This is a genomic window from Planomicrobium okeanokoites, from assembly GCF_003428875.1.
Lineage (GTDB): Bacteria > Bacillota > Bacilli > Bacillales_A > Planococcaceae > Planococcus > Planococcus okeanokoites.
The window spans coordinates 18,531-31,096 of record NZ_QQRS01000016.1 but is presented as its reverse complement, the minus strand read 5'-3'; the positions used below and the strand labels follow the sequence as shown (position 1 = coordinate 31,096).

The 12,566-nt window shown below is 48.5% G+C and carries 10 protein-coding genes; all 10 read right to left on the bottom strand.

The genetic code is table 11. The annotated features are described in order from the left end of the window. Nucleotides 1–115 precede the first annotated feature (115 nt). The 10 genes from D2910_RS16155 to D2910_RS16110 all read right to left on the bottom strand — a co-directional run bounded on the left by D2910_RS16155 (nucleotide 116) and on the right by D2910_RS16110 (nucleotide 12,557). Entirely contained in the window at nucleotides 116–1,783 is a 1,668-nt protein-coding gene (locus tag D2910_RS16155; protein ID WP_117314218.1) for a hypothetical protein, read from the bottom strand. Then, complete coding sequence (locus D2910_RS16150) at nucleotides 1,770–2,576, bottom strand: ABC transporter ATP-binding protein (protein ID WP_117314217.1); 807 nt, start codon at nucleotides 2,574–2,576, stop codon at nucleotides 1,770–1,772. Before D2910_RS16150 ends, D2910_RS16155 begins: the two co-directional genes overlap by 14 nt. 132 nt (nucleotides 2,577–2,708) lie before the next feature. Then, entirely contained in the window at nucleotides 2,709–3,917 is a 1,209-nt protein-coding gene (locus D2910_RS16145) for a multidrug effflux MFS transporter (protein WP_117314220.1), read from the bottom strand. Between the two features lie 17 nt (nucleotides 3,918–3,934). Next, entirely contained in the window at nucleotides 3,935–4,255 is a 321-nt protein-coding gene (locus D2910_RS16140) for a hypothetical protein (protein WP_165850206.1), read from the bottom strand. Nucleotides 4,256–4,319: 64 nt separating this feature from the next. Continuing rightward, on the bottom strand, nucleotides 4,320–5,054 hold the full coding sequence (locus D2910_RS16135) for a sulfite exporter TauE/SafE family protein (protein ID WP_117314215.1): 735 nt from the start codon (nucleotides 5,052–5,054) through the stop codon (nucleotides 4,320–4,322). 170 nt (nucleotides 5,055–5,224) lie between these two features. After that, the gene (locus tag D2910_RS16130; protein WP_117314214.1) at nucleotides 5,225–5,623 is read right to left on the bottom strand and encodes a DUF1259 domain-containing protein; all 399 of its coding nucleotides are present in this window, start codon (nucleotides 5,621–5,623) and stop codon (nucleotides 5,225–5,227) included. Between the two features lie 350 nt (nucleotides 5,624–5,973). Beyond that, nucleotides 5,974–7,251: a glutamate-5-semialdehyde dehydrogenase gene (locus tag D2910_RS16125; protein ID WP_117314213.1), complete on the bottom strand. Its 1,278-nt coding sequence runs from the start codon at nucleotides 7,249–7,251 to the stop codon at nucleotides 5,974–5,976. 18 nt (nucleotides 7,252–7,269) lie between these two features. Beyond that, nucleotides 7,270–8,055, bottom strand: a complete 786-nt coding sequence (gene proB / locus D2910_RS16120; RefSeq protein ID WP_084243497.1) for a glutamate 5-kinase — start codon at nucleotides 8,053–8,055, stop codon at nucleotides 7,270–7,272. Between the two features lie 532 nt (nucleotides 8,056–8,587). Next, nucleotides 8,588–9,202: an NUDIX hydrolase gene (locus D2910_RS16115; RefSeq protein WP_084243496.1), complete on the bottom strand. Its 615-nt coding sequence runs from the start codon at nucleotides 9,200–9,202 to the stop codon at nucleotides 8,588–8,590. Nucleotides 9,203–9,416: 214 nt separating this feature from the next. Next, nucleotides 9,417–12,557 carry a DEAD/DEAH box helicase gene (locus D2910_RS16110; RefSeq protein WP_117314212.1) on the bottom strand — a complete coding sequence of 1,047 codons (3,141 nt, stop codon included), beginning with the start codon at nucleotides 12,555–12,557 and terminating at the stop codon, nucleotides 9,417–9,419. Between the last annotated feature and the right edge of the window lie 9 nt (nucleotides 12,558–12,566).

Here is a 12,566-nt window from a genome sequence, read left to right as displayed (position 1 = left end):
TCCGTCTTTTAAAAGATAAGAACTCACGGAAAAACCTCTTTGAAAATGATTAAAAACTATTGACTAATCGTAAGAAAACACCCCACAGAAGCACTCGCTCCAGTGAGGTGTCCTCCTACATCTCCATTTCCGCTTCAGAACTTGCTTTCGCATCATCCGGTTTCCAACCCTCCGGAAACGTCTTTCGCCATCCGACGACAACCGCCACAATCAGCAGTACCAAATAGAAGTAAATGCCATAGTCAATCGATCTCGCGATGAAATGGACACCGAGGAATGCACCGAGGATGAATGTCAGCAAGATCACCCGGGCAGAGCCGGGATCCTGTGCGAATTCGAATGACCTGGTAAACGGAAAGTCTTCGTCTTTCATTATTCGATAGGTGATCAGTGAATGCAGAATCGCGCTCAGCAGCACCACTGCAAGGTCTGGCAGGATGCGCGTCGAGAAGACGAATACATAAGCAACGCCGACCACCAAAAATATTGGAAGATACAGTTTGGCAAGAAACGCTTTGATGGCCGCGCTGAAAACCGCAGACTCCCGGTTGATCGGCGCTGCCCTGAAAATCCAGCCGCCTTTGTAGCTTCCAGAGAATTTCAGCATGAAAACCGTTCCCGGAATCATGATATTGCAGAAGTAGATGAACAAAAACATATTGCCTTCCGAAATATCGGCGAGACTGCGGATCCGCAATTCATTGAATATGAATAAAAACGGGAAAATCATGGACATCGCCAGATTTGGAAAAGCTTTCAGCTTGAACTCCCGTTCCTTTTTCATCATCATTGCTGAAAAGCGGAAGAAAACACGTTCTTCCTTACTGCGGCACAACAGCTTTGCCCAAAATCCGTCGAGCAGGTGCCGGCTAGGCTTGCGGCTTTTCGTATCGCTCAGCATTTTTTCGAGATTGCGCTCAAAGGATGGCATCAACCGGCTGTAGACAAAAATTGCGACAATCGGCACCAGGACAGCAAGGACAGTAAACGCAATCATGTGCCAGGCTGTATTGCCGTTCAGGACCATCTCAAACGGCGCCCCGTACCAGATCGGCGGAATCAGGAAATGCCACCAGCTGAACGAGTAATTTATATTGAGATCGGAGAATTCGAATGCACGGATGAGCACTTGATAACCGACTACAAGTCCCACGGAAAGCAGGATTTGAACGTAATTGATGATGTCTTTCAAACGCTCGCCATCGAAATAGCGGAGCACAAACAGGTAAAGCAGCGAGGTCAGCACGACAACCAACAGCATCGCAAATATGATTTCCACCAGGAAGACCAAAGAGAATAACGGTCCGTGCCGGTATAAGCTCACCACAAGCGGCAACGCTACAAATGCACCGGTTACAAAGCTCATGTAAATCATGATATGGATCGTCTTGGCAACCGTTATCGTTTTTTTATCGACCGGTTTCGTCTGCAGCACATTCTTATCCCGGACATCCAGCAGGACCGATGTGAAATCGGCGATCATGGAAGTCATCAGGATAAACAAGATCATGCCGAACATGATGCTCATCTGGAAAATGTAATTTTCACCGATGAACAGGAAAGGCAGCAACAGCAAACTATAGATGCCATAGATCCACAGTGATTTCAGGAATTGATTGCCTTCCTTCTTCTTGCCCATTTCATTGAAAACCGTTGGCACGCGGCGTTCGTCCATCGTCAGTTTAATCCGCAAGATCAGCATCATGACGTCGTAATCGACGCCGAACCGACGGAACAGCCCCTTGAACAAGGCGATGAATTTGAGTGATTTAAACTCCCGCATCGTCATGGTCTCCTCGTACGACGGAAACAAAATGCGCCGCCTTTTCGCGATGCTCGGTAAAGCCGGTCAATTGGTTGAAGATTCCCGATAACGACCCTTCCTCGCTCTGTTCCTGCAATTCCTCGAAACTGCCGTCCGCTACGACTTTGCCGTTCACCAGCAGGACGATGCGGTTGCTGATCTTTTCGACCAGATCCATGATATGCGACGAATAAAAGATGGTCTTTCCTTCTTTCGCCAGCTGCGACAGGATTTCCTGGATAACCATCATGCTGTTGGCATCAAGACCGCTCAGCGGCTCATCCCAAAACAGCAGGTCCGGATTGTGCAGGAGACTCGAAATGATCAGCACCTTCTGCTTCATTCCTTTTGAAAAAGAAGACAGGCGCGCATGGCGGACATTAATCAAATCGAATTGCTGCAGCAGGCTTTCCGCTTTTCCTTGTGCAAACGACTGATCCAAACCATAAAGTTCGCCGATGAAGACGAGATACTCCATAGCGGTCAGGTTGTCGTAGGCTTCCGCATTTTCCGGCACGTAGCCGATGCGGCGTTTATAGGCCGGGTCGCCTTTTGAAATGTCCTGGCCGAAAATCACGACTTTCCCTTTATAATCCTCGATCAGGCCAAGCATGATTTTTACCGTCGTGCTTTTGCCGGCGCCGTTCGGACCGATATAGCCGATAATCTGCCCTTTTTGCACTTCCAGGTTGATGCCGTTCAGCACCTGTTTTCCTCCGTAACTCATCGTCAGATCCTGAATGGATAGAATCGATCCGTTTGCTGAATCCATCTGAACACCCCATTAATTATGTATTACTTTTATCTTAACATCCGACTGGTTGAAATTGGGAGTTCGTTTTGGATTAATAAAAACAGCTGCCGAATAGGATTCGACAGCTTTTAGGGTATATTTTCCATTTATTTAATTCGCGTTTACTTTATGATCCAGGCGTTTTACAAGAAACAGGTAAGCCAGCAACGCGAGCAGGCACATAGTGAAGATGATCAGGCCTAATGGGACGGCTGTTTCTTCACCGGCTACGCCGACCAGAGGAGCCGCAACTGCACCGAGCACGAATGGCAAGAGCCCGAGCAACGCAGAAGCGCTGCCAGCCACACGGCTTTGCTCTTCCATCGCCAGCGTGAAGGAAGCGGTACCGACCACTCCGATTGACGTAACAAAGAAGAAAATCGGAATGACGACAGCCCAGAGTGGTCCATCGACCAGCACCACTGCAAGCAGGACGGCTCCCGCAGCAGTCGCCGTATAGAGCGCGACTTCAAGGAATTTCTTTTCCGACCACAAATGGCTGAAGCGGCCGACGGCATAACTGCCGAAAATCAGTCCGATGCCATTCATCCCGAACAGGATACTGAAGACCTGCGGTGAAACGCCGTAGATGTTCTGGTAGATGAACGGTGTTCCGGCCACGTAGGCAAAGACGCCACCGATCAACAGTCCCTGCGCCAATGCATAACCTGTGAATTTCCGGTTTTTGATAATGATGCTGAAATTGCTGAAGGTTTCAGTCAGGTTGCCCGGCACCCTTCTTTCCGGTGGCAAGGTTTCTTCCAATCGCCAAGCGCTCACGAATAAAAGAATGAGCCCCAGCAAGCTGAGAATCAGGAATATCCCTTTCCAATCGGCAAATAAGAGAACTGTACTCCCCACTGATGGAGCAAGCAGCGGCACAAGGTTATTGACGACCATCAGCAACGCAAAAAGACGGGTCAATTCCGATCCGCTGCTGACATCCCGCACTATTGCCCGGGAAATAACGAGGCCTGCAGAAGCTGCAAAGCCTTGCACGAAGCGCAATCCGACGAATATGTATATATTCGGTGCAAAGATACAGGCGACCGAAGCAATGGCATAAGCAATCAGAAATATAATCAATGGCTTTTTACGGCCAAGTGAATCACTGAGCGGCCCTGTCACCAATTGACCGAATGCAAGTCCAAGCAAACAGGCGGTCAAACTGAGCTGCACGGCCGACGCATTTGTATGGTAGACATCCGCCAAAGTCGGAAACGCTGGAAGATACATATCGATGGTAAAAGGAATCATGGCTGTTAACGCGCCTAAAAGTATAACGAAACGTGACCGTTTCATTCCGGCTAGATTTTTCATTCGGTTGGTACCTTCTTTCATTTATATTTCTTCTTAACAAGTTTCCTGAAAAGAAAATAACTGTTTTTTAGCCTAACACAGAACAAGTCAGACTTCCCTTTTTTTAACTTCTGTAGCCTGTGAATTTTATTTGCCAAGAAATTAAAAGAAGATATTTCCTTTTCGCTGCGATATTTTTGCTGAACGCCGATATAATTTTTTAATCGCCCGCAAATCATTTTAATCGCCCGCAAGTTTTTTTTATCGCCCGCAAACTGATTTAATCGCCCGCAAATTCCGAAACGCAGAATAATTGAGCATCGGATAAAAAACCAAGCAATTATTCCCAGCAGATTCACCTCCTTCAACCTATGTACACACAACAAAAAAGCCTCTGCTTCAGCAAAGGCTTCCCGTTTTTCATTAAAATACCCGCGAAAAAAGGATTTGCGCTATCAGCAGAACGGTGACCGCGCGCAGCAGCGGCTTCACAAAATTCGGATTGAGCTTTTCGGCAATCCTTACGCCTGCCTGAGCGCCCGTAACCGATCCGGCCATCAGCGCGAGCGTCAACGGCCAGATGATATGGCCCGCCAGCGTATAGGTGACCGCGGCTCCGAGACAGCTGGAAAACGTGGCCAGCCGCACGAATCCGACCGCACGGATATAGGCGATATCAAGGTGGCTGAACAGGAACAGCATCAGCGTCCCCTGACCCGGACCGAAAAGGCCGTCATACATGCCGATACCGAATAACCCACCCGCACTTTTCGGCTCCATTTTCAGCCGGCTTTCGCCTGTGAATCCTTTCTTGCCGATAAACGAAGTGAAAAATGCAGCCAGCAACAAGAAACTCACCAAAACATACATTTGTTCTGCCGGAATTAACGAGGCGATAAAGCCACCTGCCACCCCTCCCACTAAGCTGACCGGCACAATCCAATAGGACTCTTTCAACGAGATTTTCTTTTTACGGATTAAATAATAGAAACCGGAAAATGAACTGACAGTATTCGAGACTTTATTGGCACCGATGGCCGAATGGACCGGCAAGCCTAGAAGCAGCATCACCGGCAGACTGATCAATCCTCCGCCTCCGGCCAGGGTGCCCAGAGTCGTGGCGATTACACCAAGAAAGAACATAATAACGAAATCCATCGCTTCCACCTCTTTTCACCCTTACTATAAGCCTCTTTCTCACTTAAATAAATTCAATAGTTATTATAAAAACCGATAAGTAAAACTTATACAGAAAACACTCTTACCAATTCGCTTACAACTAAAAAAAGCCCTCGAATTGAATAACAATTCGAGAGCCTGGTCGATGATTATTTTTTCAATGCTTTAAATGAAGCGGCTAGTTTTGTTGCAAAATCTTCCGGCTTTTCGACTGACTGAACATGAAGGTACATGATCGCCGGTTCTGCATAAAGCCAGTGGTTATGGAGGGCACTGATGGTAAGATCATTTTTTCCGAGTGCACGGGTAAAATCCGGAACTTCTTCCGGCAGCAGGACAATTTCCGCGTGGTTCAAGGCAGTACCGTCGTCTTCAAGTGCCTCAAAATGGATTTCCATGGATAATTCACTTTTAAATGGCCGTCCTTGGACAGTCACTTCCAAGTCGCGCGGTTTTGGCGCTTCCACCATGCCTTTGTCAGCATCCGCTTCCGCTTCTACACCCAGGATGTCTCCGAACCGCTTTGCTGTTTCTTCAAGTTTACTCATGAATGATCGACTCCTTTCCGTTTTGCCTGACATTGTCGGGCCTCAGGCTGTCTAGGATATGGCAATTACAGATTTTAAGTAGAACTGCCGCGCCTCTGCAGGGGTTCCTCCATGTCCTATACCTGTAATATAGCCAATCTCCAGATTTTAAATGGATAAGTTTCTACTCTTATATAAATAGCCAGAAAAGTGATTCTTAAACGTCTCCCGGTCCCAGAAAGTGTTGAACATACCCTTTCCTTATACCACTCGTTGCCATTAATCGATCCGGAACAGCAGGAATTCCCTAGCCTGCAAAAAAGACTGCCCCCAAAAGTCATTTACACAACTTTCAAGGACAGCTTCCTTCACTATTTTATTTGTCCAGTGCCTCTGATGATATACTTAGTCGACGTCAACGCCGGCAAGCCCATCGGCCCGCGGGCATGCAGCTTTTGGGTGCTGATGCCGATTTCGGCGCCGAAGCCGAATTCGAAGCCATCCGTAAAGCGAGTCGAAGCATTATGATAAACCGCAGCTGCATCGATTTCATTGAAGAATTGTTCAACGCTTGCCGCATCCGTTGAAATGATGGCTTCCGAATGCTTGGTGCCGTATTGATTGATGTGCTGAACGGCCTCGTCAACCGTGTCAACGACTTTCACTGCCACTTCAAAGCCCAGATATTCCGTCGTCCAATCTTCGTCAGTTGCAGGCGCGACATCAGAAGAGATCCGCTGCACAGCCTCATCTCCATGAATCTTCACGTTCTCTGCCTGTAAAGCATCCACAAGTTCAGCCAGATTAGCGTCAGCCCAATCTTTCTGCACAAGAATCGTTTCACACGAATTGCAGACAGAAGGACGCTGCGTTTTCGCGTTGACCGCAATATCAATCGCCATCTTCACGTCCGCTGTCTGGTCGATGAAGATGTGGCAGTTCCCCGCCCCTGTTTCCAGAACGGGGACTGTGGCATTTTGCACGACTGTTTGAATCAGCTTCGCTCCGCCGCGCGGAATCAAAACATCCAGATAGTCGTTCAATTTGAACATTTGCGACGCCGTTTCGCGGCGCGTATCTTCCAGCAATTGAACCGATTCAACCGGCAGTTTGGTCTTTTCCAGCGCACGGCGAATCACTTGGACAATCGCTTTATTGGAGTTGATGGCAGTTGAACTGCCGCGCAGTACAATTGCATTTCCTGTTTTCAGGCACAGGCTCGAGGCATCGACTGTTACGTTAGGTCGCGCTTCATAGATCATGCCGACGACACCGATCGGTACACGGATTTTTGTCATCGCCAGTCCATTGGGCTGCTCCCATTTTTCGAGGGTTTCTCCGATGGGGTCGTTTAATCGGGTTAATTGGATCAGGGCGTCCGCCATATCCTTTAAGCGGGCTGCATCCAGTTTCAGGCGATCCACCAGTGAATCGTTCATCCCTGCCTGTTGTCCGGCCGTTATGTCTTTTGCGTTTTCACTTAAAATGAAGTCCTGTTCCTCCAGCAATTGTGCTGAAATGGTCTGCAAAGCCTCATTTTTATCTTCCGTCGCCGCTTTCGCCAACTGGAAAGCCGCCTCTTTTGCTTTTTGCGCTTTTGTTACCAATTCCGTTTCTGTAACTTTTTCTTCTTGCAGAAGTTGAGTCATTCTTTGTCTCCTTTCAAATTATGCATTCACAAGTACTTTCGGTTCCACCAAATTACCGATATAAGTTCCGTCGCCTTTTCCTTCAAAAATATCGACAAGCTTGTCGCTGCCTTCGCCAGAGCCGATAAAGACCTGTACATCGGAAGCCAACGCTGTTTTCGCAGCCGTCACTTTCGATTTCATTCCTCCGGTACCGACGTTCGAAGAACCTTCCGCAGAAGCGGCATTTTCCATTTCTTCGTGGACTTCTGTAAGGAACGTGTATTTTTGGGCTGTTGGATCGGTATTCGGGTTGCCGCTGTAGATGCCATTGATATCCGTCAGGATCATCAGGAAGTCCGCGTGCACCAGCTTGCTGACTAAAGCCGACAGCATATCATTGTCTCCAAAGGTCAATTCCTTCACTGCGACCGAATCATTTTCGTTGATGATCGGCAGCACGTCCCGCTCCAATAAATTCGAGATTGTGTCATTTGCGTTCTTATACATATCTTTCGTCAACAGCAATTGTGCCGCGACGATGCCATGCTTCTTGCATTCATCCGCATATGCCTGCAACAGCAGTCCCTGTCCGACAGCTGCAGCCGATTGCTTATCGACAACGGCATCCGGACGCGATAAATAACCGATGCTCTTGAACCCTGCAGCTACTGCTCCTGACGAGATTAAAATCACTTCATGGCCATCTTCTTTCAAACGGGCCAATGCTTCGACATGTTCACGCAGTTTGCCGATCGACAATTTCCCATTCGGATCTGTCAGTGAACTGCTGCCTATTTTTACTACAATTCTTTTCTTCTCCACTTACTATCACTCCTATTTTAAATAAAAAATTTTCCCTTCTTCATGAAGACGGAAAAACCTCGGCTCCTTGGCATGTTTTCCAATTGAAGATTGGGCTCAATCCTGCGATGGGACTATACGCTGTTACGATGGTTTTATTTAACTTAATAGACCGAATTAACACTGTGAAAAAGAATTTTATATTAATAAAACAAAATGATGAGCGTATAATCCTGCATGGATCCTAAAACCGTGAAAAAGGTTTTCTCTCTGAATCCAGCAACTTCCCACCAGCGCTCCGCCTCGTTCGGTATTGTCTAAATTTCCGCTTGTGAAATTTTAAACAAAAGAATCAAGTAGCAATGTTAACATACATTATTTCCATTTCCAAATTACCCCCAGTTTTTCAGCGTCCTCGAACACTTCCCAAAGCCTATCGGATGTAAGGGTCAGCATTTTTTTAAAATTTTTTAAAAAAAAGCTCTATCCGGCTCCTGCCAGACGCCAAAACCACTGCTTCGTCATCCCCCATAAAAGCATAAAAAAAGACCATTCAGCGAATGATCTCCATGAAATGCGTCAGTATTTTGGCCGTTAATCCCCATATCACTTTGTCTTCGTAGATATAGAAATATTCATCGACCTGGCGGGTGCGCCAATTATAATTTTCCCCTCCGGCAATGAGGTCATAGGGGAAACTTTCTTCCGGCTGAATATCGAAATTCACGCGGTAGACCTTCGGATCTTTTTCGAGGAAAAACGATAATGGCACGGTGAACAGACTGTCCACTTCCGGCGGATTCGGCCGGAATTCAACATCCGGATCGATGATTCCCGCGAAGCTGTAAACGATCATGCCGAACGGCGAAACGATATAGTCCAGCGGGAAAATATCGGAAATCTGCTTGCGGCCGATGCCCAGCTCTTCCATCGTTTCACGGACTGCCGCGTCCCTTTCGGACTCATCCTGTTTATCGATTCTTCCACCCGGAAAGCAGATGTCGCCGGGCTGGTTTCTGAGCAGATGGGAACGGACTTCGAAGAGGATATGGATTTCGCCGTCTTTTTCGATCAACGGCAGTAAAATCGCAAATTTCGCAAACTCCTTATTGCCCAAAACTTCCGGAATGCGGTCTTTCACTCGAGCCACTAAACTTTTCGGATCCATATCTTCACCTCCGTTTCCTTTCCTTCTATTTTAGCAAACCCTCTGGCTAAATGCTTTCCTGGCAATTAAGTGGATACGTTGTTAATCGATATTCCGCAAAACAGCTGAGCTTGATCACCTGGGCGTCTTCGCTGTTTTGCTCCATATCTTTAAAATTCCTTCTAAAAGTTGAGTGATGTCATAAATGCTTTCATCCTTCATAATCAACTACCCATCAAATCATCAACAATTCCCTTATATCATCTTCCGTCATGGCGGCAAGCGGTTCCTGACCGGACTGGATGATTTCGTCGATGAGGTTCTTCTTCTTCTCCTGCAATTCGGTGATTTTTTCTTCTATTGTACCTTTGGCCACCATGCGGATCACCTGCACGGTGTGCTGCTGTCCCATACGGTGCGCCCGGCTCGCCGCCTGCTGTTCGACAGCCGGATTCCACCAAAGGTCATAGAGGATGACCGTGTCGGCTCCAGTCAGGTTCAGTCCGGTGCCTCCCGCTTTCAATGAAATCAGGAACAGATCGCCTTCACCCTCATTGAAGCGGCTGCACATTTCGACGCGGTCCTGTGGCGGGGTCTGGCCATCAAGATAAAAATATGGCCGCCCTTCCCGCGTCAGCCGGTTGCCGATCAATTGCAGCATTTGCGTAAACTGGGAAAACACCAATACGCGGCGTCCCGCCATCCGGCTGCTTTCGACGATTTCCATCAATTGATCGAATTTCGCCGAGCCGCCTTCATAGCCTTCAACGAAAAGAGACGGGTGGCAGCATAACTGGCGAAGCCGGGTCAGGCCGGCCAATATTTTAATGCGGTTTTTCTGCAGACTGTCTTTATTAAGATGCTTGAGCGCTTCCTGCTTCAGTTCAGCGAGATAGGCCGCATAATATTTTTTCTGCGCCGGATACAGCTCGGAAAATTGCAGCGTTTCGACTTTGTCCGGCAATTCCTTCAGCACATCCTGTTTGACGCGCCGCAGGATGAACGGACGGACGCGTTTGGCGATGCTTGTGCGCCGCATTTCAGCGAAACGCATCCGATTTGGCAGCAATTCCGGGAATACGACATGGAAAATCGACCATAATTCGTCCAACGAATTTTCAATCGGCGTCCCAGTCAGCGCAAAGCGGTAATCCGCTTCAATCGCTTTGACCGCCTTGGCTGTTTGCGTCACCGGATTTTTGAAAGCCTGCGCTTCGTCCAGGAACAACGTATGGAACGTCTTGCCCTTGTATAGAGCACCGTCCATGCGCAGCGACGGATAGGATGTGATTAAGACATCTGCTTCTGCATTATCGGCAAACCGTTTAGTTCTACGGGTTTTATTGCCATCAATGATTACGGCTTTGATATCCGGCGTAAATTTCGTGAATTCTTCGAGCCAATTATAGGTCAGCGACGAAGGCGCGACGATCAGCACCGGAGCTTGTCGCCGGCGGATTTCCGGCAGTTCCGACTGGATGAACGCGATGCTCTGCAAAGTCTTGCCAAGCCCCATATCGTCCGCGAGAATGCCGCCAAACCGGTATTTGGCCAATGCCTTCAGCCAGTTGAAACCGGCTTTCTGGTAATCACGCAATATCCCTGTCAACGGTTCGGGAATGTCAAAACCGACTTCTTCGGGATTGCTGAGATTCTGCAGCAGCTTCGCAAAATCCGCACCGGGATCGAGCAATTCGCCTTCCTCGAGCGATGCTACCAGCTGCAGCCCCTGAATCAGCGGCAGCCGGATTTCGTCGCCGAACCACTCTTCTTGATTGCCAAGTTCAAGCATCAAATCGTTCAGCGCAATAAATTCAGGCGTTTCCAAAGACAATAACGTACCGTTAGGGATTCGGTAATACTTGCGCTTTTCCTTTAAAGCAGCGAGCACCAGCCGGATTTCCGCCTCCGGAATCTCGCCCGGCTCCAGTTTGAAAGCCAGCCAATCCGTGCGTTCCTTCACTTCCACCTTCACTTTCGGTCCCAGGTAATTTTTCTGCACGCGCATTTTCACAGCTGTCGTGGCATACACTTGCATCAATTCTTCCAGCTGCGGAATGGTGTGGAACAGAAAATCATATTCCGCTTCTTCGTCCTGCATATAAAAGCCTCCGTCTGTCTGGGTGAAGAGGCTGTTCTTCATGAGCTCCATGATCCGCTCTTCTTTGCCCCGCTGGCGGCGGACGCCCGGCAGGTGGCGGATTTCATCTTCCGCTTCTTCACATGGATTGATGACCAGTTGGCCATAATGGAATTCCACTCCGGCAAGCAGCCGGTTCCGGATGCGGTCAAGGAATAGTTTGGCCGATAACGGTGTTTCTTCCAGCCGCCCGGTGACAGCGGCAGCCATATGTACTTCTCCGAGACGTTCCAGTCCCGGAATGACGCTTTCCATGAAATAATCAGCCTGAGCCGGTGTAATATCCAGTTCTGCTGAACCTTCCATCAACTCTTTCAACTCTTCCAATCGCCTGCAGTCGTCCGGCGGCAATTTCACAAATACTCCGCCACTGATCGCCAGTCCGTATGACTTCATGACCGTAATCCCATCGAGCCCTTCCGCTGTCAGCACATAGCCCGCGTCGCCGGACGTTTCAAAACGGAAGATCAACGGTAAATCGCCATCAAAACGCAAGCCTCTGTAAATCCGACCTTTATGCCCGATATTGACTGACGGAATTTCCGCGAGCAATTGCACAAGCGAATCCCATGCAGAAGCAGGAATAATGATGCGGCCACGACCAGTCACCAAACCATTGATCTTCATCAATTCACGCAGCAGCGCATCCGTTTCCGCTGTAAAACTGAATGCTTCCCGAGAATAGGTTAAATCCGCAGAAATTGGATAGCTGGAACCCTGGTAGACCGCTTGCAGAAACGCTCCTGCGTTCTGAATCGGCACTGCACCGTCCATCCCGGCGCTCAGTTTAGCCGAGAAGAAACGCTCACCGCCTTCCGCTTCGACCGAATGCAGCAGGAAGCTGATTTCCAGTACCGGCCGGTCATCGAAATGCAGCTGTTTTTTGCTTGGACGCATACTTTTGTCGCCGAACAGTTCCATCAAGCGCTCCGTTTTTTGCCGTTCCTGCTGCTGTACTTCATTGATTGCCAAAAGTGTGGCAGCAATATGCTGGCAATAGGTGCTGACAAATCCGACAGGCGGGCAGCTGCACGAAGCGAGGATGGTGCCATCCAGTTCTTCTTTGACAGAGACTTCAAAAATGCCGTTTGCCCGGACCTCCGCTTTGACCACGGAAACATTTTCACTCAGCGGCTCCAATGCCACTTTGCCCGAATCGAAATAAGCCTTGCCTTTCCGGTAGGCCGCCACGCCGCATAATTTTTTTATCCGATAATCGTTCAATGATGAATTCATGGAATGACC